Origin of the sequence: Eikenella sp. NML070372, assembly GCF_001648415.1 — a bacterium.
In the GTDB taxonomy this organism is placed as follows: Bacteria; Pseudomonadota; Gammaproteobacteria; order Burkholderiales; family Neisseriaceae; genus Eikenella; species Eikenella exigua.
Genome location: NZ_LXSN01000004.1, coordinates 628,949 through 649,734, shown reverse-complemented (window position 1 = coordinate 649,734; position 20,786 = coordinate 628,949). Strand labels below are relative to the sequence as shown.

17 protein-coding genes are annotated in these 20,786 nt (G+C 57.4%); 6 read left to right on the top strand and 11 right to left on the bottom strand.

Annotated elements, in window-relative coordinates; all coding sequences use genetic code 11:
- Window positions 1-2: 2 nt before the first annotated feature.
- From msbA to adk, 3 genes are all read right to left on the bottom strand, one after another.
- Window positions 3-1,817 carry a lipid A export permease/ATP-binding protein MsbA gene (gene msbA, locus A7P97_RS04925; RefSeq protein WP_067530622.1) on the bottom strand — a complete coding sequence of 605 codons (1,815 nt, stop codon included), beginning with the start codon at window positions 1,815-1,817 and terminating at the stop codon, window positions 3-5.
- 174 nt (window positions 1,818-1,991) lie between these two features.
- Window positions 1,992-2,510 carry a CNP1-like family protein gene (locus A7P97_RS04920; protein WP_049258461.1) on the bottom strand — a complete coding sequence of 173 codons (519 nt, stop codon included), beginning with the start codon at window positions 2,508-2,510 and terminating at the stop codon, window positions 1,992-1,994.
- 83 nt (window positions 2,511-2,593) lie between these two features.
- Window positions 2,594-3,241 (bottom strand): adenylate kinase, encoded by a 648-nt coding sequence (adk, locus tag A7P97_RS04915; RefSeq protein WP_067530621.1) that lies wholly within the window; start codon window positions 3,239-3,241, stop codon window positions 2,594-2,596.
- Between the two features lie 215 nt (window positions 3,242-3,456).
- Here adk and A7P97_RS04910 point away from each other — a divergent pair, with 215 nt between their 5' ends.
- The 3 genes from A7P97_RS04910 (at window position 3,457) to rpsU (ending at window position 5,916) form a co-directional block, all read left to right on the top strand.
- Window positions 3,457-4,602, top strand: coding sequence for a M14-type cytosolic carboxypeptidase (locus A7P97_RS04910; RefSeq protein WP_067596325.1), 1,146 nt, complete (start codon window positions 3,457-3,459; stop codon window positions 4,600-4,602).
- Window positions 4,599-5,378 (top strand): peptidoglycan editing factor PgeF, encoded by a 780-nt coding sequence (pgeF, locus tag A7P97_RS04905; protein ID WP_082887605.1) that lies wholly within the window; start codon window positions 4,599-4,601, stop codon window positions 5,376-5,378. Before A7P97_RS04910 ends, pgeF begins: the two co-directional genes overlap by 4 nt.
- A gap of 325 nt (window positions 5,379-5,703) precedes the next feature.
- Window positions 5,704-5,916 carry a 30S ribosomal protein S21 gene (gene rpsU, locus A7P97_RS04900; protein WP_064090458.1) on the top strand — a complete coding sequence of 71 codons (213 nt, stop codon included), beginning with the start codon at window positions 5,704-5,706 and terminating at the stop codon, window positions 5,914-5,916.
- A 384-nt stretch (window positions 5,917-6,300) separates the two neighbouring features.
- On the opposite strand, the gene A7P97_RS04895 is transcribed toward rpsU, so the two are convergent.
- The 8 genes from A7P97_RS04895 to clpS all read right to left on the bottom strand — a co-directional run bounded on the left by A7P97_RS04895 (window position 6,301) and on the right by clpS (window position 16,403).
- The gene (locus tag A7P97_RS04895; RefSeq protein ID WP_067530619.1) at window positions 6,301-7,644 is read right to left on the bottom strand and encodes a DUF58 domain-containing protein; all 1,344 of its coding nucleotides are present in this window, start codon (window positions 7,642-7,644) and stop codon (window positions 6,301-6,303) included.
- Between the two features lie 9 nt (window positions 7,645-7,653).
- Complete coding sequence (locus A7P97_RS04890) at window positions 7,654-8,658, bottom strand: MoxR family ATPase (protein ID WP_067530618.1); 1,005 nt, start codon at window positions 8,656-8,658, stop codon at window positions 7,654-7,656.
- Between the two features lie 148 nt (window positions 8,659-8,806).
- On the bottom strand, window positions 8,807-10,174 hold the full coding sequence (locus A7P97_RS04885) for a DUF4350 domain-containing protein (RefSeq protein ID WP_067530617.1): 1,368 nt from the start codon (window positions 10,172-10,174) through the stop codon (window positions 8,807-8,809).
- The gene (locus A7P97_RS04880) at window positions 10,171-11,721 is read right to left on the bottom strand and encodes a DUF4129 domain-containing protein (protein ID WP_067530616.1); all 1,551 of its coding nucleotides are present in this window, start codon (window positions 11,719-11,721) and stop codon (window positions 10,171-10,173) included. Before A7P97_RS04880 ends, A7P97_RS04885 begins: the two co-directional genes overlap by 4 nt.
- The gene (locus A7P97_RS04875; RefSeq protein ID WP_067530615.1) at window positions 11,718-12,698 is read right to left on the bottom strand and encodes a stage II sporulation protein M; all 981 of its coding nucleotides are present in this window, start codon (window positions 12,696-12,698) and stop codon (window positions 11,718-11,720) included. Before A7P97_RS04875 ends, A7P97_RS04880 begins: the two co-directional genes overlap by 4 nt.
- Entirely contained in the window at window positions 12,695-13,468 is a 774-nt protein-coding gene (locus A7P97_RS04870) for an RDD family protein (RefSeq protein WP_067530614.1), read from the bottom strand. The genes A7P97_RS04875 and A7P97_RS04870 overlap by 4 nt, the downstream gene beginning before the upstream one ends.
- Before the next feature lie 328 nt (window positions 13,469-13,796).
- On the bottom strand, window positions 13,797-16,094 hold the full coding sequence (gene clpA / locus A7P97_RS04865; RefSeq protein WP_067530613.1) for an ATP-dependent Clp protease ATP-binding subunit ClpA: 2,298 nt from the start codon (window positions 16,092-16,094) through the stop codon (window positions 13,797-13,799).
- 3 nt (window positions 16,095-16,097) lie between these two features.
- Complete coding sequence (gene clpS / locus A7P97_RS04860; protein WP_067530612.1) at window positions 16,098-16,403, bottom strand: ATP-dependent Clp protease adapter ClpS; 306 nt, start codon at window positions 16,401-16,403, stop codon at window positions 16,098-16,100.
- 447 nt (window positions 16,404-16,850) lie between these two features.
- Here clpS and A7P97_RS04855 point away from each other — a divergent pair, with 447 nt between their 5' ends.
- The 3 genes from A7P97_RS04855 to A7P97_RS04845 all read left to right on the top strand — a co-directional run bounded on the left by A7P97_RS04855 (window position 16,851) and on the right by A7P97_RS04845 (window position 20,786).
- Entirely contained in the window at window positions 16,851-17,054 is a 204-nt protein-coding gene (locus A7P97_RS04855; protein WP_003822547.1) for a cold-shock protein, read from the top strand.
- A gap of 241 nt (window positions 17,055-17,295) precedes the next feature.
- A complete protein-coding gene (locus A7P97_RS04850) occupies window positions 17,296-18,756 on the top strand; it encodes a DegQ family serine endoprotease (RefSeq protein WP_067596324.1) in 1,461 nt (486 codons plus the stop codon).
- Window positions 18,757-18,842: 86 nt separating this feature from the next.
- A complete protein-coding gene (locus tag A7P97_RS04845) occupies window positions 18,843-20,786 on the top strand; it encodes an ATP-binding cassette domain-containing protein (RefSeq protein ID WP_067530610.1) in 1,944 nt (647 codons plus the stop codon).

Sequence of the window (20,786 nt, the reverse complement as noted above, 5' to 3'; positions counted from 1 at the left end):
CGTTAAAGCATGCCCGAGAGGCTTTTGGCGGCTTCTGCCTGTTGTGCCTGCTGCTCTTGCTGTTCGTGGAACTGCATACGGTAGAGGTCGGCGTAGCGGCCGCCTTTGGCAAGCAGCTCGGCATGTTTGCCCTGCTCGACAATCCGGCCTTCGTGCATCACCACAATGTTATCGGCCTGCTCGATGGTAGAGAGGCGGTGTGCCACCACCAAAGTGGTACGCTGCTGCATGAGTTTGTCGAGCGCAGATTGCACCAGGCGTTCGGATTTGGTGTCGAGCGCGCTGGTGGCTTCGTCCAAAATCAGGATAGGCACGTTTTTCAATAGAGCGCGGGCAATGGCGATACGCTGGCGCTGACCGCCGGAGAGTTTGAGGCCGTTTTGGCCGATTTCGGTTTGTAAGCCCTGCGGCATGGCAGAGATGAATTCCCAAGCGTTGGCAGCTTTGGCCGCCGCTTCAATATCGGCGGGGTCGGCATCGAAACGGCCGTAGGCGATGTTTTCGGCCACCGTGCCGTTAAACAGCACCACGTCTTGGCTCACCAGCGCCATTTGTTTGCGCAGGGAGGCCATGCTGTATTCGCGAATGTCGCGCCCGCCGATACGCACTTCGCCCGCGGTGGGATCGAAGAAGCGCGGCAATAAGTTGGCCAACGTGGTTTTGCCGCAGCCGGACGCGCCCACCAAGGCCACCACGCTGCCGTTGGGGATGTGCAGATTGATGTTGTCGAGGCTGTTGCGGGCGGCGCCTTCATAATGGTGGCTCACGTTCACCAGCTCGATATCGCCGGTGTGCTCGCTGAGGGTTTCGGTGCCGTTATCGGGCTCAACCGGTTCGTCTAAAAACTGGAACACGCTCTCGGCGGCGGCCAGGCCGCGCTGCAGCGAGGAAGAAATGCCGGTCATGCGCTTGATGGGGTCGAACATCATCAGCATGGCGGAAAGGAAGGACATGAAATCGCCGGCGCTAAACGAATCGGAAGCGGCGCGGGCGGCAGCCAAATAGAGGATGGCGGCCAGCGCGGTGGCAATCATCAGCTGGGTTACCGCCGTGCTGAAGGAGTTGGCGGCAGTTTGCTTCACGCCGTTGCGACGCACGTTGATGGCGGTTTCATCGAAGCGGTTTTTCTCATGCTCCTGCCCACCATACACTTTAATCACGCGTTCGCCGGTGATGCTCTCGCCCAGCACCTGCGTCATCTGCCCGGCATATTGCTGGCTTTCCCGCGAAAGCTGGCGCAGGCGTTTGCTCACCTGGCGCACGCACCAAGCCAACACGGGAATTAAAATCAGCGTAATAATCGTGAGCTGCCAATCCAGATACAGCAGGAAGCCCAATAACCCCACCACGGTGATGCCGTCTTTGGCGGTTACAGTTACCACATTGAAACCGGCCTCGGTAATCTGGCTGGCATCGTTCATGATACGCGACATAATCCGCCCGCTGCCGTGTTGGCTGAAATAGCCGGCCGGCAGCTTGAGCATTTTGGCAAACATTTCGCGGCGGATTTGCTGCACCAGGTGGCCGGAGAGGTAGCTGGTGCTGTATTCATTGATGAAGTTGAAAATACCGCGCAAGATAAACAGACCGATAATCGCCAACGGCACCCAACGCATAGCGGAGAGGTTTTTCTCCACAAAGCCTTCGTTAATCAGCGGTTTGAGCAGCCAGGCGAAAATCGGCCCGGTGGCGGCCACCACCACCATACCGAGCACGGCCAGGGCAAAAATGCGCAGATAGTTTTTCAGGTAGCCAAACAGGCGGCGGAATAAGGCCAGGCTGCTGGCTGTAGTGTGCGGGGTAGAAGACGAAGACATGGTGGCCTCTGCCGTTGAAAACGGCGATTGTAAGGCAAATCGAGGGCAGGCAACAATGCGGCAAGGCCGCTTTAGCAGGGTTTAACCTAAATTTGTGGCTGGCTGGGGAAAAGGCTACCTGAAACCCATACCGGTTTTCAGGTAGCCTTTATTTTGATTTAAGCGTTCACACTGTCAGTGTAGCCCGCCCATGCTGCGGATGCGCTGATCGAGCTCTTGCGCAGTGAGCGCGCGGCCGTCGTTGCAGAAAATCGCCATCAGGCGGCTGCGCACCGGGTCGTTGGCGTTCACATAGCTGTCGAACTTGCGCCATACATTATTGCGCGGAGCAATCCAGCGCCGGTTAGTGTTGTCGCCAAAGGCGAAGGATCTGAGATGGCGGTCGCCGCAGCGCATGCCCTCATAGCTCATATTCGGCTGCCCGCCCTGCGGCTGTACTGCCAGCACATAGCGCATGCTGCGGTCGGCAGCTTGTTGCACGGGCAGTTGTAGCCAAACTTTATTGCGGTAGGTGGGGTTGATATACAGCTCAAACCACTCGCCGCGCTGCAGATCGGGATAATCGGGCAGCACCACGGCAGCCTCTTCCCACGGCTTTTCCTCTTCCGGCATGTAAGAGCGGTTTTCGCGCAATTCGGCCGAGGCTGCGGCGGAAAGCGCCAATACGCAGGCTGCAAACCATAGTTTTTTCATTGCTTTTCCTTTTTCAGGTAGCCTTTTGGTTTCAGGTAGCCTGCTACTTGGTTGGAGGCTGCCTGAAAACTTCTGCGCCCGGCTTATTTGCCCAAGGCGGAGAGCACGGCGTTTTTCACGGCTTCCACCGGCTGCGTGCCGTCGATTTTGATGTAGCGGGGCGCGTTGTCGCCGGTGAGCCGACTGTAGAAGCCGATGAGCACGGCGGTTTGCTTGTGGTACACATCAAGGCGGTTTTTCACGGTTTCCTCGCGGTCGTCGTCGCGCTGGATCAGGTCTTCGCCGGTAACGTCGTCTTTGCCTTCCACTTTGGGCGGATTGTAGCGGATGTGGTAGGTGCGGCCGGAAGGCAGGTGCACGCGGCGGCCGGCCATGCGCTCGAGAATCACCGCATCGGGCACATCGATTTCCACCACCGCATCCAAAATCACTCCGGCTTCTTGCATAGCTTCGGCCTGCGCCAGCGTGCGCGGGAAGCCGTCAAACAGGAAGCCGTTTTGGCAATCGCTTTGCGTAATGCGCTCTTTCACCATGCCGATGATGATGTCGTCGCGCACCAAGCCGCCTGCATCCATAATCTTTTTGGCTTCCAAGCCCAGCGGCGTGCCGGCTTTGATGGCGGCACGCAGCATGTCGCCAGTGGAAATCTGCGGGATACCGAAAGCGGCGGTAATAAACTGCGCCTGCGTACCTTTGCCCGCGCCGGGTGCGCCCAATAACAAAATCTTCATTATTTCTTCCTTTAAAATCAATATAAAGTAAGGCAGCAGCAATATTCCAACAGGCTACCTGAGAAACGCTGCCGCCCAATCTGCTGCACAGTTTAGAGCCAGCGCCGCAAAAAATCCAGTTGCCGCCGCCCTTTCCACCGCCCCACCTTCCCTAGAAAGGCTGCCTGAAAAGCATTACAATCCCCGCTTCCCCTCCTCAAGCAGCGAGACTAGCCATGCCCAAAATCAGCAGCAACTTCGACTGCGGCGCCATCACCGTAACCGACAGCGCCGACAGCCAAAACATCCGCCTCGCCCTGTGCGGCGACAATGCCGCCTCCTTCAGCCAGTGGTTTTATTTCCGCCTGCAGGGCGCGGCCTACCAGCCTTGCCGTATCCGCATCGAAAATGCCGGTCAATCCAGCTACCCCGAGGGCTGGGAAGATTATCAGGCCACCGCCTCCTACGACCGCAGCAACTGGTTCCGCGTGCCCACCCGCTACGAAGACGGCGTGCTCACCATCGAACACACCCCGCTGGCCAACAGCATCTACTACGCCTATTTCGAGCCCTACTCCCACGAGCAGCACCTCAACCTCCTCGGCGACGCCCAAGGCAGCGGCCTGTGCCAAATCGACGACCTCGGCAGCACCCTGCAAGGCCGCGACATCAACCTGCTCACCATCGGCCACCAAGCCGCCAGCGACCTCAAAATCTGGATTATCGCCCGCCAGCACCCCGGCGAAAGCATGGCCGAATGGTTTGCCGAAGGCCTGCTCTCCCGCCTGCTCGACCACCAAGACCCCACCGCCCGCGCCCTGCTCGACTGCGCCACCTTCTATATCGTGCCCAATATGAACCCCGACGGCGCCGCCCTGGGCAACCAGCGCACCAACGCCGCCGGCGCCGACCTCAACCGCGAATGGCAAACCCCCAGCCCCGAGCGCAGCCCCGAAGTGTATGCCGTGCGCTGGAAAATGCACGAAACCGGCGTAGATTTATTCCTCGACATCCACGGCGAAGAAGCCCTGCCCTACGTATTCGCCGCCGGCTGCGAAGGCAACCCTTCCTATGATGCACGCCTTGCCGCGCTCGAAGCCGCCTTCAAAACCGCCCTGCGCCAGGCCAGCCCAGACTTCCAAGACGAACACGGCTACCCCGAAACCGCCCCCGGCCAAGCCAACCTCGCCATTGCCAAATCCTACGTGGGCGAAACCTTCGGCTGCCTCTCCTATACCCTCGAAATGCCCTTCAAAGACAACATCAACCTGCCCGACGACGACTTCGGCTGGAACGGCCAACGCTCCCTGCGCTTGGGCGAAGCCATCCTCAGCGCCATCCTCGCCGTCTGCCCGCAACTGCGCCCGGATGAAACCGCATGAACGGCCAATTCCCCGCCAACAGCTTTGCCGCCAACTTAGGGCTACCTGAAATTTCAGGTAGCCTCCTGCACGCCGATTGGCCCGCGCCAAGCAATGTCCACACCTTGATTACCACCCGCCAAGGCGGCGTCAGCCAAGGCCGTTTCGCCAGCCTGAACGTAGGCGACCACGTGGGCGACGACCCCGCCGCCGTGGCCGAAAACCGCCGCCGCGTGCAAGCACACGTTCCCCTGCCGCTGGCCTATCTGCGCCAAGTGCACGGCAACCGCGTAGTGCCCGCTGCCGACTGCCTTGGCGCTCCACCGGAAGCAGATGCCGCTTTCGACCGCAGCAGCCGCGCCGCCTGCGCCGTCATGACCGCCGACTGCCTGCCCGTACTCCTCTGCGACCGAGCCGGCAGCGTAGTGGCCGCCGCCCACGCCGGCTGGCGCGGCCTCGCCGGCGGCGTGCTGGAAAACACCATCGCCGCCATGCAGGCCGACCCTGCCGACCTCCTCGCCTGGCTCGGCCCAGCCATCGGCCCCGACGCTTTTGAAGTAGGCGGCGACGTTTTGGCCGCCTTCACCCAGGCCGAAGCCGCCTTCGAGCCCATCGACAGCGGCAAATACCTAGCAAACATTTATCTGCTTGCCACCCAAACCCTGCGCCGTGCCGGTGTTAGCCAAATCTACGGCGGCCAGCATTGTACCGTGCTCGAGCGCGACCGCTTTTTCTCCTACCGTCGCGATGGCCAAACCGGCCGCATGGTCAGCGCCGTGTGGCTGAGCCCGGAGTAAACAAGCAAAGGCTACCTGAAACCCATGTTTCCAGCTCAAATCAAGTATGGGTTTTCTAGCTAAAGTATTTATTACCCATGCGCTTCCACCGCCTTACCCTGCTTGACAAATCCCGCCGCAACCACCATAATCTGCGCCTTTATATGCAGCCCTTTCTGCTGCCTAATATTTCGGCGCACCGCCCAGCCGGTGCAGCCCCCCGATGAGGAGGTGATTTTTCCACCCCGGCTATTTATCCGGCCCGCGCCGAACGGTGCAAAAGCGATAAATCAAACCATTTTCCCGGGTAAGCTGCCCGGCAACAGATATTTTTAAGGATGACAAAATGCCTTCTATTCGCGTAAAAGAAAACGAACCGTTTGAAGTAGCCATGCGCCGTTTCAAGCGTGCCATTGAAAAAACCGGCCTGCTCACCGAGCTGCGTGCCCGTGAAGCCTACGAAAAACCGACTACTGAGCGCAAACGCAAAAAAGCCGCTGCAGTAAAACGTTTGCAAAAACGCCTGCGCAGCCAACAGCTGCCGCCGAAACTGTACTAATCTTTTGAGAAACAAACACAGCCCGTTATTACAACCGGCTGTGTTTTTCTTTGGGCATAAGCCGAAAAGGCTACCTGAAAGTTTATGTGCTTATGGCTTTGATATTTGAATGCATCGCTGAAACGCTTCGCTTCATACGGCATTGGCTTGCCTTACAATGCTTCCCGTATTGTCTACAACTCGCCGCCTTGTAAGAAAAAACGATTGTTTCAGCTATAGATTTAAGCGTTTGAAGCTAGAGAAAGGGCTACCTAAAATTTTCAGGTAGCCTCTTTGGCATTTGAGGCTACCTGAAAATTTACAGCAGATACAAATATTGGTTTACGGTTTACCGCCCATTGCCAGCCCTCAGCAAGAACAGGAAATACTTTCAGGTAGCCTGCCCTACCACGCCTGGCGGCGTTTGAGCTGGAGGTAGCGGTTGATGAGTTCGGTACTCAGTTGGTTGGGCAACACATTAATGGCATTAATGCGGGCGGCATCAAAGTGGCGGATGGCTTCGGCCACGTGGCTTTCGTATTGCAGGGCGCCGAGGTAGGCTTGGGCGTCTGCTTCGTTGCGCACGGGCTGTTGGCGCACTTCTTCGGGGGCGAGCGGGCGCAGGCCGCCGAATAAAACCATGTGGTGTTTGCGCAGGCGCTGGATGTGTTGCAGCAGGTAGCGGCTGTCTTCGTGGTTCAGGTGGGAGAGCACCACCACGAGGGCGCGGCGTTTCTGTTTTTGCAGCAATAAGTTCACGGCGCTTTCAAAATCGGCGGCCTGCTGCGAGGGCTCGATATCGAATACGCCCTGCACCAGGCGGCCGAGCTGCTCCATGCCTTTGTGCGGCGGCACGAAGCGGGCCACGGGATGGGCGAAGGTGAGCAGGCCGACGGCGTCGCCGTGTTTGAGCGCGGTGTAGGAAAGCAGCAGCATGGCCTGCAGGGCGTGGTCGAAATGGCTTTTGCCTTCCATTTGCAGGCGCATATTGCGGCCGCAGTCGAGCAGGAAGATGAGCTGTTGGTCTTGCTCGTCTTGATAGGTGCGCACGATGGGGCGGCTCATACGGGAGGTGGCTTTCCAGTCGATATTGCGGATGTCGTCGCCGTCTTGGTAGTCGCGCAGCTGGTGGAAGTCCTGGCCGAGGCCTAGGCGCGGCAGTTTTTTCACGCCCACGAGGTTGAGCCAGCGTTGCAGGCCGATTAAATCGGCACCGAGGATGCGGCTGAAATCGGGCAGCACGTCCACTTTGCCGGGCAATTCCTGCCGATGCCGCCGCTGCCACAGGCCGAGCGGGCTGGCGAGCCAGTATTCGATGCCGGTAAATTCGGCACGGCCGCGCCAGCGCGGGGTAAGCCGGTAGCGGATGGTGGAAAGGCGGCCGGGCCGCGTGTCGATAATCAGGTGCTGGGTGTCGGTGTCCCAGTCGGGCGGGAACAGGTCGGCCACCAGGATGGTTTGCGGCTGCCGCCAGCGGCCTTTGGCCGGCGGGGTGAGCGTGAGTTCCACTTCGTGCGGCCGGCCTTGGATAAACTGGTGCGGCAGACTGCGCTCCCAGCGCGGCTCGGGCTGGCGGCGCTGCCAGAAGGCATCAACCAGCGCAGCCAGGGCGAGCAGGATGGCGAGGCCGCCGGCAGTATATTGGACGATGCGGCCGTTATCTGCGTTCAGGTAGCCTGCCAGCCAGCCGGCGGTGCACACGGCAACGATGGCGGCAAATAGCAGCACCAGCAGTCTGGACGGTCTCATGGGCAGGCCTTACAAGCGCGGGGCGGGCACGGAGGCGGCCAGTTCGTTCAACACCTGCTCCACTTGGATGTCTTCCATTTCCATTTGGGTGGAGAGGCGCACACGGTGGCGCATGGCGGGCAGCCAGATGGCTTTGATGTCGTCTGGGGTAACGAAATCGCGGCCGGCCAGCAGGGCATAGGCGCGGGCGCAGCTGATGAGGGCGATGCTGGCGCGCGGCCCGGCGCCCACGGGTAAGGCAGGCCAGTCGCGGGTGGCGGCCACCAGGCGCACGGTGTAGTCGATAATCTGCGGATCGACGCCCACCTGCGCCACCAGTTTTTTCAGCTGCTCGATCTGCTGCGGCTGGAACACATGCGCAGGCTGGCTGCCGCTGAGCAGGTCGTTGTTGCTGCTGTTGATGACGGCGTTCAGCATGCGTGCTTCGTCGGCCGGGGCGGGATAGCCGATCATCACCTTGAACATGAAGCGGTCGAGCTGGGCTTCGGGCAGCGGATAGGTGCCTTCCTGCTCGATCGGGTTTTGGGTGGCCAATACCATGAAGGGGCTGGGCAGGTGGTGGGTGTGGCCGTCGAGCGTTACGCTGCGCTCCTGCATCACTTCGAGCAGGGCGGATTGGGTTTTGGCCGGGGCGCGGTTGATTTCGTCGGCGAGCAGCAAGTGGGTGAACACCGGGCCTTGGCGCAGCTCGAAGCGGCTGTTTTGCGCATCGTAGCGGTAGTGGCCGGTCACGTCGGAAGGCATCAGGTCGGGGGTGAACTGGATGCGGCGGAATTCGCCGGCAAAGGTTTGCGCCAGCGAGCGCACGAGCAGGGTTTTACCGGTGCCCGGTACGCCTTCGAGCAGCACATGGCCGCCGGCCAGGAATGCGGTGAGCACTTCGTCCACCACCTGCTGTTGGCCGATGAGCACTTCGTTCAGCCGTGCGCGCAGCATTTGAATAGCGCGCACACCCTGCTGGATGGCGGGGTTGGCGCTGGTTTGTTGGGGCTGGGAAAAATTGATGTCCGTCATCGAATCATCCTTTTGCGTTATTTGTTTCGTTGGTTAATCGGAGGTTTGGGTTTCAGGTAGCCTGCGGCTTGCTTGAGGCTACCTGAAAAATAGGCTAGTTCAGATTACCTAAAACATGGTATTCGCCTTTTCAGGTAGCCTCTGCCGTTCAATACCACGAGCGGTTTATCTTGCGCACGATGCGCTGGTGGGCGGTGAGCATTTGCAGCCACTGCACCAAATTAACCTGTTCCGGCAAGGGTGTGAGCCAGGGCTCGACCACGGAGGGCGGCAGCTTGGTTTGGGCGCACAAAAATTCCAGCTGTTTGCGGCTGTCCATCTGTTTCCAAGCCGGGTGACACTGTTGCAGGGCTTCGAGCAAGCGGCGCTGCATATCGCTGAGGATGGCGCGGCGGCTCAAGTGGCGGGTGAGGAACTGGCCTTGCGCGAGCAGGTGCTGGTTCAGGTAGCGTTCCGGCGCGGGCGGCAGCTGCTGCACCACGCCCACGCGAACGATGATGCGCCACAGCAATACGACGGCAGCGGCCAGCACAACGGCAAACAGTATGGGTTGGGCTTTCAGCATTTTCCACAGCATCGGCTCGGTGTCGTTATAGCTGGACGGGTAAACTTTCTCGGCCAGCAGGATGCCGTCTTTCCCTTGAGTCAGATAAACGGCAAGGTAGGGGTGGTCGTAGAGGGCGAGGTGGTTGCGGTCGATATCGGGGCTGCTCGGGTTGCCCAGCCAGTTTTCGTTCCAAGTGAGCAGTACGCTGCCGTTACCGTAACGCACACGGATGGTTTGCACGGCGCCGTAGGCATTTTTGCCCTGGAACATCACCAGTTTGCCGTCTTTCGCCGCCCAGCCGTTGTCGGAGTTGTACTCAGAGCCGGTGAAGGTTTCAATGGTGGCGCCCTCGGGCAGTTGGATGCTGCTCAGGCCGGCGTTGCAGTGCTGGTCAATCTGCAAAGCAACCTCATCGCCAACTTGGCGGGCGGCTTCGCGGCGCTGCTCGGCTGCCTTCACGCAGGCGGGCAGGTTAGGCAGGGTTTTGCCGTCGGTTTCTTCCAGCTCCACGGTGCCGATTTGCAGCTGGCGCAGCATGGTTTGACGGAAGTTTTGCGTATTTCCATCATCTTCCGTATCGCTTGGTTTGTCGTCTGCTTTCAACGGATTGTCGTCGGCATAACTGGGCAGCGCCATCACCAGGTGGTTGCCGCGCCCCACCCATTCCAGCAGACGTTCGGCATCTTCCTTATCCCGCATGCGGTTGTCGGCCACGATCAGCAGGCGGTTGTTATCGTAGGAATTGAGTTTCTCCAAGCCAAACATGCTGCGCTCATGTTGGATATTTCCCACGCCGTATTGAGTGAGCAGGGTTTTCAGGGCGTAGAGCGAGCCTTCACGCATTTCCTGCTGCGGATCGAGCGACTGCCAGGTTTTGCTTTCCTGCTTGGAAAGCCCGGCAACGGCAATCAGGCCACCGATAAGCAATATGGCGGTCAGACCGATGAGGATGGAACGAAGGTTTTTCATGCCCTACCCTCCCCGGCGGCACGCAGGCTATCTGAAAATTCCTGTTCCCCGCCGGCAAACACTTGGCGGTATTGGCGGCACAGGCTGTGCACCGCTTCGCGCTCGGGCAAACGGTGGGCATAAGCCAGCTCTACCCAGTTGTCGGTAAGCGGCTGCCAGTAGTCCAAAAGCTGCGGCTGTCGCTGGCGTACGCGTTTGAGCACTTGGCCTTCGGTGTCGCTGCTGCGCAGCGGCAGACCGTATCGGCGGCTGATTTGCGAGAGGCTGGCGCGATAAAGCAGGCTCATGGCGGCGCGCGGGTCACGTTCGTATTCGGCCAGCACGGCGGAAGCCACGTCGTTGGGCAGGCTTTCGGGCGTAATTTCCATGCCGAACAAGGTTTCCGGCACTTCTTCGCCCTGGCTCAAGCCGAAGCCGCCGTTGGCTTGATACCAACGGTATAAAATCCATAACACCAAGGCCAGCAGCAGGCCGATTAGGGCATACATCAGGGTGTTAAACCAAACTGGCGACGGGGTTTTCACATCAGGCAGCTCTGGCAGCTGGCGTGATGAAGCATCATCGTCTTTATCGCATTTGAACCAGCAGTATTCGGTTTTTGTTTTAATGCTTTGAAACGGCGCTTTACGCAGAGTGTTATCACGGATTTGCTCCACCTTTTCACGCTGGGGCAGCGGCTCGGCATGCAGGCTACCTGAAAAACCGAAGCCGATAAACACGACCAAGGCCAACGCCCATAAGGCGCTGCTGCTGCCCAACAAGCGGTCTTGGATTTTGCGGGCGGCCAGGCGGATATCCCAGCCTTCGGCCTTGGTGCGGGCGTTCAGGTAAAGCGTGAAGCCGCAGGCCACATAAATCGGCCCCCAAAAGCACAGCAGCAGCACATAAATACCGTTGAGCAAATGTTGGAAAAGCATGCCCTGCCCAGAAGACACCAAAGTCTCAATCTGTTCTAAAGCCGCCATGGAACGCGCCCCGCCGAAAGGGCCAGCCACGATGTTTTGCGTCGGATCGCCCACCCACAGCCAAAACAGCATTGAGAGTAAGCCACAGGCAAGGATAGACTCCAAATGGATACCGAAAACCGCCAGCCAGCCGGCTGCACCACCACTTTGGCGCGACAATTCGTTACAGCGGCGCTGATGCGCCTTGCCGCTCAAGCCTTCCAAGAGCGTAACCGGCAGCACCAGGCTACGGCGCAGGCTGAACCGCCGCCAAGTTAAATCACCAATCAAGCGCGGTCGCCACATCTGCCTAAACGCCGTGCGCACGCATTGCCGGTATGGCGGCAGCGGCTCGAATACCTGCTGCGACATCAGCCACAGCACCGGTGCTTCAAACAACGGCTTAAGCCACCACACCAAAAAACCGCCCCATTCAGGCTGCTGCCAGCACAAAGCCAGCACCAACGCATACACCGGCAGTGACAGGGTTGCCCACACCGCCATATACAGCGCCGGTCGCTCCTGAAACAGGCGCGCACCCAAATCCAAAGCCTCCCAGCCACTGCGCGGGCGGAAATTGAGGCGGGTTTCCCAAATATTCATGCCGCCCTCCTGCCCGCATACAGCAGATAAGCATACACCAGAAGCCACATTGCTATGGAAACAATATATTTCAAAATCATCGGAATACTGGTAATCGGCGACCAAAAGCCTTCAATAAATGCGGCAATAAACAACATTAGGAAACCGCCATTCATCAGCCCCACCGCCTGTTTGCCCTGAATACGCAAGGCATCGCGCCGCGACAAACCCTGCGGTTTGAGCAGCGCCAAGCCCAGCCGCAGGCCGCCTGCCGCAGCCATCACAATGCCGGTCAGCTCAAATGCGCCGTGCGCACCCACAAACGAGAAAAAGGCCGGTCCGGCCGGGTCGCGGGTCATATAGCCCATTGCCCCGCCGATTACCCAACCATTCATCACCGTAAGATACACCGTGCCCAAACCAAACAGAATGCCGCTAGCAAAACTTTGAAACGCGATACCTATATTGTTGAAAATATAATAGCCGGCCATCAAAAAATTTTGCCACGCCTCACGGTTAGTTCCCTCACTATACTGATCCAGCATCTCTTTATAGCTATCCGCCAATTGCGGACCATGCTGTAAGCCTTCGATTTTGTCCACGCTGTCGGGATAAAACGCCGTGAGCAGAAAAGCCACGATAAACGGCAGGTAAAACAGCGCATGCGCCAGCCACACCAGTTTTTTCTCGCGCCGTACCAGTTGTGGGAAGCCCTGCATCACGAAATCGCGGCAGCGCACCCACAGCGATACCTGCTGCCCCACATACAAAAGTTGGTGCGCGCGTTCGCACAGATATTGCAAATAATCGGTAAGGCCGCCGGAATAGCAGCGATCGGTGGCCACCGCCAAATGGTGGCACACTGTACGGTAGTCTTGCATAAACAAAGCCGTTTTCTGCGCACTCAGGCTGCCGCGCCGTTTTTCCAGCTGCTGCAAATCCTGCTCGAACGTGCGCCAGAACGCCTGATGCTGTTCTTCAAAAAACAGTTGCCTCACGCCGCCTCCTTCCGCTGTTCACCCGCATAATATTTGGCCAAACCCAAGATCAGCTGCTCGGCGCTGCGTTCGTCTTCCTGACGGCCGAAAATCGCCCCCACCATCATTTGCGCCAACTCGCCGGTACGCGCCGCGCTCAAATGGCGGCAGCGCTCGACAAAGCTCAAAATTGCCTGCTGTTCCTCACGCGTGAGCGCCACGGGCGGGGTAATCGCTTCGATATTGCCCAAATCCATGCGCTCGGCCTGCCCGCGCGTTTTATCCACATACACCACCACCGTGGATGCCATGATGTCACCCAAGCGGCGGCCATAGGGATTGCATAGGCCGCAAATCATGCCAATGCCATAGAAAAACGGCAGGCTGTCAAACACGCGCAGCAGGTTGCGCAGCAACGAAGCCGACCAGGAAATATGTGTGCCGTTGTCGTTGATCACACGCAAGCCGAAGATTTTCTTGCCCGGTGTCTGGCCGTTCCAGCACACTTCAAACACCACGAAATATAGCCACAGCGTGAAGAAAATATTAACAAACAGCATAAAGAAGAACAGGCCCTTAGCGATATTGCCGTCATCACCGCCATTCGCACCAGAGAAGATAAATGCAAACAGCATAGTGGAGAGCATCAGCCAAATGCCACGGAGAATGAAATCAACAAACCAAGCGCGCGAACGGGCAAACACCGAAGCCGGACGCAGATAAATATCAATGGCTTCTGGCGTTTCAACTTTGAGCAGGGTATCCAGCCGCGAGAGAATGGGTTCAGACATAATGAATGGTTTGCCAAATGAGATAAAGGGTGGCCAAGAAAATGACGGACTTTGCCCGAAAGACGTGGGTTTGGCAAGCCCCCAAAGGGGTGGGAAAACTGCTTATAGACAATTTTTATGCGGGATGACTGTGTGGTGATAGGATAGAAGAAACGGCTACCTGAAACACAATAGCGCAATTTCTGCGAACCACTCTTCAGGTAGCCTAAGCGCAGTTCAGGCTACCTGAAAATATCAGCTTCAATGCAGTCAAATCCTCGCCCTCAAAAGAAGTGCGTTTCTTAAGAAGCTACAACACGCTTACAGCGCAAACCATATCTGCCCTGCATCAGCCGTTGGCATCCGCCACTTTACCACGCTTGGCTTTGGCTGCAGAGAAGGCAAGGGTGACTTTATCAGCCTTGGCATCGTAGCCGATGGTTACTTCGCCGCCTTTACTTAAGCGGCCAAAAAGCAGCTCGTCGGCGAGCAGGCGGCGGATTTTGTCTTGAATCAGCCGCTGCATAGGGCGGGCGCCCATTTGCGGATCAAAGCCCTGCTCGGCCAAGTAGCTGCGCAGGCCGGTGGTGAAATGAGCTTCCACATTTTTCGCCAACAGCTGCTGCTCCAGGGCAAGCAGGAATTTGTCGGTTACCTTGGCGATGATTTCGGTGTCCAATGGAGCAAAGGAAATCACGGCACCCAAGCGGTTGCGGAATTCGGGGGTGAAGGCTTTTTTCAGCGCATCGCCCTCATCGCCGCTCATGCGCTGGCGCGTGAAGCCGAGCACGGGGCGGCTGAGGCTTTCCGCACCGGCGTTGGTGGTCATGATCACAATGGTGTTGCGGAAATCGGTTTTGCGGCCGTTGTTGTCGGTGAGTGTGCCGTAGTCCATTATTTGCAGCAGGATATTGTGCACATCAGGGTGGGCTTTTTCGATTTCGTCCAGCAACAGCACGCAGAATGGCTGTTTGTTTACTGCTTCGGTGAGCAGACCGCTCTGCTCAAAGCCAACGTAGCCTGGCGGCGCGCCGATAAGGCGGGCCACGGCGTGGCGTTCCATGTATTCAGACATATCGAAGCGTTGCAGCGGCACACCCAAAATGAAGGCGAGTTGGCGGGCAACTTCGGTTTTGCCCACGCCGGTGGGGCCGGAAAACAGGAAGCTGCCGATGGGCTTTTCCGCCGACCCCAGACCGGAACGGGACATCTTAATGGCGGCAGCCAATGCTTCGATGGCAGCATCTTGGCCGAACACCATGTTTTTCAGGTTGCGCTCCAAATGGCGCAACACTTCTTTATCGTCTTTGGAAACAGTTTGCTCGGGAATGCGGGCGATTTTGGCCACCACTTCTTCAATCTGTGCTGCTTCAATCACTTTGCGCCGTTTGTCGCCGGGCAGGATGCGCTGGGCGGCGGCGGCTTCGTCAATCAAATCGATGGCCTTATCGGGCAGGAAGCGGTCGTTCAGGTAGCGTACCGAAAGCTCGGCGGCGGCATTCAGGGCGTGCTGGGAAAAGCGGATTTGGTGGAAGTCTTCGAGCGCGGGTTGCAGGCCTTTCAGGATTTCCACGGTTTCAGCCACGCTGGGTTCGGGCACATCAATTTTCTGGAAACGTCGGCTTAAGGCGTGGTCTTTGGCGAAAATGGTGCGGTATTCGTCATAGGTGGTGGCGCCGATACAGCGCAGATGGCCTTTGGAGAGAGCCGGTTTGAGCAAATTGGAAGCATCCATAGTGCTGCCGGTGGTGCTGCCTGCGCCGATGATGGTATGGATTTCGTCGATAAACAGGATGGAATGCTCGATTTTAGCCAGCTCTTTGAGTACAGCCTTGACGCGGGCTTCAAAATCGCCGCGATATTTGGTGCCGGCCAAGAGCGAGCCCATATCCAGCGCAAACACAGTGGCGCCGGCGAGTGTGTCAGGTACATCGCTGTGTTCTAAGCGGTAGGCCAAGCCTTCGGCCAACGCAGTTTTGCCCACACCGGCCTCACCCACCAAAAGCGGGTTGTTTTTGCGTCGGCGACACAGGGTTTGCATGAGGCGTTCCAACTCCATGGTGCGGCCAACCAGCGGATCGATACGCCCTTCGCGTGCTTCAATATTAAGGTTAACGGTATATTTGGCTAGGGCATGACGGATAGGTTTGCCCTCTTCGCCATCTTCCTGCTCAACTTCATCGCCTTTATCTGTTTCCACTACGCGATCTGGCACGATGCCGTGCGCGATATAGTTGAGAATCTCGCTACGGCCAATCGACTGCAAACCCAGGAAATACACGGCATGGCTGTTTTTTTCTGACATAATCGCCACCAGTACGTCCACCGGCTGCACCTGCCGTTTGCCTGCCGACTGCACATGCACAATCGCACGCTGAATCACGCGCTGGAAGCCGAGCGTGGGCTGGGTTTCGCTGCTGGTTGGCGAATCTTCGGGCAGCACCGGTGTGTTTTCTTCAATGCTGATGGCCAGCTGTTCGGCCAAAACCGGAATGTTTGCACCGCAGCTTTTTAACACCGCCCGTACCTCGTCGCTCTCCTGCACCAGCGAGAGTAATAAGTGTTCGATGCCGATAAATTCATAACGCTGCATACGTGCATCGGCATAGATCACCTGCAAAATGCTTTCCAGCTCTTTCGACAACATGGCTCACACCTCCTCAACCATACTCAGCAGTGGATGACCGGCCTGCCGGGCAAGGTTTTGCACTTGCTGATGCTTGGTATCAGCAATATCTTTTTGGTAAACACCACACAGGCCTTTGCCTTCGTGATGCACTTGCAGCATCACTGCCTCCGCCCGGTTTTCAGGTAGCCTGAAAATATCAGTAAGCAAACCAACCACAAAATCCATCGGCGTATAATCATCATTCAGCAAAAATACGCCGTATTTCTTGGGCGGAGACACATTTTGCCAGACGGTTTCTGGCTGGAGCGCCTGTTCGGTATTGGACATAGCTTTGACTCTTCAAGGTGTACTGTAGTTGGCCGAAGCCTTTGCTTTATCTGCTATTAGTGAAGCAGACTAACGCCGCAACAGGAACTCAACGGCTTTAGCCGTAATTCGGTTTTAGATTGTAAATCAACTTTGTTTGCCGGTTGCTTTTTTGCACAGCCTAACCGCAGACTGATGCCAGACAATTATATTCAACCGCACGGCAGAACACAAAATAAGGGTAAAAGCTCGGATTTCTGTCTTTTTTTTGCGATTTTTAACATTATTATTCAAACATTACTTGACTGTTAATCCCGGCTGCGCGAAACTTATCTCCGCAAGCGCGGCAGGCTGGATAAATTGCTCCGGCTCGGCAGCTGAACAAACCGTTTTACCCAACACAGTCGTTTTCCTGCTTTGCCAACCCTGCTTTTTCCGATATTTTGTTTTTTAGATAGGATGTATTGTATGGCAACTGGTACTGTTAAATGGTTTAACGATGCTAAAGGTTTTGGTTTCATCACTCCCGATGAGGGTGGCGAAGATTTGTTTGCCCACTTCTCGGCCATCAACATGAACGGTTTCAAGACCCTGAAAGAAGGTCAGAAAGTTTCTTTCGAAGTAACCACCGGCCCGAAAGGCAAACAAGCATCCAATATCCAGCCGGCCTAAGTAGCCGCTTATAAAAAGACAGGTAACGGCCTGTCTTTTTGTGCTTTCAGACATACCCTCCCGACTTAATGCTACCTGAAAACACGGTTTCAACAAGGTTACGGTCTAGCATAGCAAGTTTTCACACAACTAAATCTTCACACTCCAAGCACATCCCGCAAAAGCAAGGCATTCCAGCCTGGCATAGCTAAATAAATGCTTTAGTTATACAATGCGCTTTCTGCCGGCTATAATATGCACTATGCCAAACACCACCCGCTCCATCTTTTCCCTCCTGCTTGCCCTGATGCTCTTAGGCGGATGCGGCAAAGAAGAAGCCTCTACTGACGATTCCTCATTTGTCCGAACCGTGAGCGCACCCGCAGGCGGTGCTGATATGCTGTTGCCTGACTTCACCAAATTAGTTGCGCAAGAGGGCGGCGCTGTGGTCAATATTCAAGCCAGCCGCACCAATGAAAACACTGCTCAGGCCGGTGGCGAAGACAATATCGATCAGCTGCCTGAAAACGATCCTTTCTCCGAATTTTTCAAACGCCTGCAGCCCAACCAAGCCGATTTAGTCGAGCCCGGCGACGACGAATACAACTTCGGTTCCGGCTTCCTCATTAGCTCCGACGGCTACATCCTCACCAACACCCATGTCCTCAGCGGCATGAACAGCATCAAAGTCGTGCTCAACAACCGCCGCGAATACACCGCCCGCCTGGTCGGCTCCGATACCCAAACCGACATCGCCCTCTTGAAAATTGACGCGCAAGGCCTGCCCACCGTCAAAATCGGCGATCCCAAAACCCTGCGTGTAGGCGAATGGGTAGCCGCCATCGGCGCACCTTTCGGCTTTGATAACAGCGTAACCGCCGGCATCGTCTCCGCCAAAGGCCGCAGCCTGCCCAACGAAAACTACACCCCTTTCATCCAAACCGACGTGGCCATCAACCCCGGCAACTCCGGCGGCCCGCTGTTCAACCTGCGCGGGCAAGTAGTGGGCGTAAATTCCCAAATCTACAGCCAATCCGGCGGCTTTATGGGCATCTCCTTCGCCATCCCCATCGATGTGGCCATGAATGTGGCCGACCAGCTGCACCGCAACGGCAAAGTTGAGCGCGGCCGCATCGGCGTGGTTATTCAAGAAGTAAACTACGACTTAGCCAAATCCTTCGGTCTCGAAGCCGCCAATGGCGCACTGATTTCGCAGGTAACGCCCGGCGGCCCTGCCGACAAAGCCGGCCTCCAGCCCGGCGACATCGTGCAAAGCGTAAACGGCGAAAACGTAAAAGCCTCCAGCGACTTGCCCGTGCTCGTCGGCATGATGCCGCCCGGCACCCGGCTCACCCTCGGCATTTGGCGCAACGGCAAACGCGAAGAAGTACAAGTCACCCTCGGTTCTAGCAACACCAGCAGCGCCGATGCCGGCAACCAATCCGGCAGCGGCACCAATGCCGATAACGGCAGCGGCTTTACCTCCGAGCCTACCGGCCTGCAACTGCGCAGCCAAGGGCAAGGCCTCTTGGTTTTGCAAGTTGAAGGCGCAGCTCAACAGGCCGGCCTGCGGCGCGGCGACATCATCCTAATGGTAAACCGCACCGCCGTGAGCGACGAAAACAGCTTCAACCAAGCCCTCAACCATGCCGACCGTACCGTCGCCCTACTCATCCAGCGCGGCAACAGCAAGCTGTTTTTAGCGTTGGAATTACACCGTTAGCCGAACCGCACAGCAAAGGCTACCTGAAAATTTTTTTCAGGTAGCCTCTTCATCTAAAAAATTCAGATTCCCACGTATCAAACAACATGATAGAAATCAACCGCCTCACCCTGCAACGCGGCAATAAAGTCCTGCTCGAACAAGCCTCCGCCCGTATCGCCCCCGGCCGCCGGGTCGGCCTTATCGGCAAAAACGGCAGCGGCAAATCCAGCCTGTTTGCCCTGATTAAAGGCGAAATCGGTGCCGACGCCGGCGACATCCGCCTGCCCCCACATTGGAAGCTCGCCGCCGTGGCACAAGAAACCCCCGCTCTGGAAATCAGCGCACTGGATTACGTGTTGCAAGGCGATGCCGAGCTGCAAACTTTTCAGGTAGCCCTCAAGCAGGCCGAAGCGCAAAACGACGGGCACGCCATTGCCGAATGCCACGCCAAGCTTGAAGAAATCGACGCCTACAGCGCGCCCGCCCGTGCAGCCAAACTACTGAACGGGCTTGGGTTTAGCCAATCCGAACACAGCCGCCCCGTTAAAGCCTTTTCCGGCGGCTGGCGCATGCGCCTCAATCTTGCCCAAGCCCTCATGTGCCGCGCCGACTTGCTCCTGCTCGACGAACCCACCAACCACCTCGACCTCGAAACCGTGTTGTGGTTGGAAAGCCACCTCGCCGCCCTGCCCTGTACCCAAATCATCATCTCCCACGACCGCGACTTCCTCAACGCCGCCACCAACCACACCATCGAGCTCGCCCAGCGCCAGCTGCACAGCTACAGCGGCGACTACGACTTCTACCAGCAGCAACGCGCCCAACGCCTTGCCAACCAACAGGCCGCCTACGTCAAACAGCAGGCGCACATCCAGCATCTCCAATCCTTCATCGACCGCTTCAAAGCCAAAGCCACCAAGGCCAAACAAGCCCAAAGCCGCGTAAAAGCCCTGGCCAAACTCGAGCTCGTCGCCCCCGCCCACCTCGACAGCAGCTTCAGCTTCTCCTTCCCCCCGCCCGAACACCTGCCCAACCCCCTGCTCAAGCTCGAACAAGTCGATCTCGGCTACGGCGGCCACACCGTCCTGCACCAAATCACCCTCTCGCTCGAGAGCGGCGCCCGCCTCGGCCTGCTCGGCGTCAACGGCAGCGGCAAATCCACCTTGATCAAAGCCCTTTCAGGTAGCCTGGAGCCCCAAAGCGGCCAAATTATCCGCGCCGACAAACTGAAAATTGGCTATTTCGCCCAACACCAGCTCGACACCTTGCGTGCCGACCAAAGCCCGCTCTGGCACATCCAGCGTCTCAGCCCCGAAGCCAAAGAGCAAGACATCCGCAACTTCCTCGGCGGCTTCGACTTCGCCGGCGACATGGCCATCCAGCCCATCACCGGCTTTTCCGGCGGCGAAAAAGCCCGTCTCGCGCTGGCCGTTATCGTGTGGCAGCAGCCCAACCTGCTCCTGCTCGACGAGCCCACCAACCACCTCGATCTCGATATGCGCCACGCCCTCACCGTGGCCCTGCAAAGTTTCCAAGGCGCGCTCATCGTCGTTTCCCACGACCGCAGCCTGCTCGAAGCCACTACCGACAGCTTCCTGCTCATCGACCAAGGCTACCTGAAAACTTTCGAAGGAGACCTCAACGACTACCGCCGCCTGCGTCTGGTCCAAAGCAACCCAGAAGCCGCCCCGCCCCCTTCCGCCGCCAGACAAAACCGCAAAGACGAAAAACGCCTCGCAGCCCAAATCCGCCAACAACGCGCCCAACGCGGCAAACCCATCCAGCAGAAAATCGAGAAAGCCGAACAGCTCATGGCCAAACTCAGCACCGAGCAAGCCGAATGCGAAGCCTTTCTCGCCGATGAAGAAGCATATAAGGAACACAATAAAGCCAAATTGCACCAATACTTAGCCAAAACAGCCGAAGTCAAAGTACAATTAGCACAAATAGAAGAAGACTGGCTCGCCCTGCAAGAACAACTTGAAGCCGTGTATCAAGCCGTCGAACAGGAATTTTCCAGCCAGCAATCGTTAGAAAAGGGAAAATAA

Coding starts and splice junctions, on each gene's coding strand:
- msbA (WP_067530622.1), bottom strand. CDS start 1,817: ATGTCTTCGTCTTCTACCCCGCACACTACAGCCAGCAGCCTGGCCTTA.
- A7P97_RS04920 (WP_049258461.1), bottom strand. CDS start 2,510: ATGAAAAAACTATGGTTTGCAGCCTGCGTATTGGCGCTTTCCGCCGCA.
- adk (WP_067530621.1), bottom strand. CDS start 3,241: ATGAAGATTTTGTTATTGGGCGCACCCGGCGCGGGCAAAGGTACGCAG.
- A7P97_RS04910 (WP_067596325.1), top strand. CDS start 3,457: ATGCCCAAAATCAGCAGCAACTTCGACTGCGGCGCCATCACCGTAACC.
- pgeF (WP_082887605.1), top strand. CDS start 4,599: ATGAACGGCCAATTCCCCGCCAACAGCTTTGCCGCCAACTTAGGGCTA.
- rpsU (WP_064090458.1), top strand. CDS start 5,704: ATGCCTTCTATTCGCGTAAAAGAAAACGAACCGTTTGAAGTAGCCATG.
- A7P97_RS04895 (WP_067530619.1), bottom strand. CDS start 7,644: ATGAGACCGTCCAGACTGCTGGTGCTGCTATTTGCCGCCATCGTTGCC.
- A7P97_RS04890 (WP_067530618.1), bottom strand. CDS start 8,658: ATGACGGACATCAATTTTTCCCAGCCCCAACAAACCAGCGCCAACCCC.
- A7P97_RS04885 (WP_067530617.1), bottom strand. CDS start 10,174: ATGAAAAACCTTCGTTCCATCCTCATCGGTCTGACCGCCATATTGCTT.
- A7P97_RS04880 (WP_067530616.1), bottom strand. CDS start 11,721: ATGAATATTTGGGAAACCCGCCTCAATTTCCGCCCGCGCAGTGGCTGG.
- A7P97_RS04870 (WP_067530614.1), bottom strand. CDS start 13,468: ATGTCTGAACCCATTCTCTCGCGGCTGGATACCCTGCTCAAAGTTGAA.
- clpA (WP_067530613.1), bottom strand. CDS start 16,094: ATGTTGTCGAAAGAGCTGGAAAGCATTTTGCAGGTGATCTATGCCGAT.
- clpS (WP_067530612.1), bottom strand. CDS start 16,403: ATGTCCAATACCGAACAGGCGCTCCAGCCAGAAACCGTCTGGCAAAAT.
- A7P97_RS04855 (WP_003822547.1), top strand. CDS start 16,851: ATGGCAACTGGTACTGTTAAATGGTTTAACGATGCTAAAGGTTTTGGT.
- A7P97_RS04850 (WP_067596324.1), top strand. CDS start 17,296: ATGCCAAACACCACCCGCTCCATCTTTTCCCTCCTGCTTGCCCTGATG.
- A7P97_RS04845 (WP_067530610.1), top strand. CDS start 18,843: ATGATAGAAATCAACCGCCTCACCCTGCAACGCGGCAATAAAGTCCTG.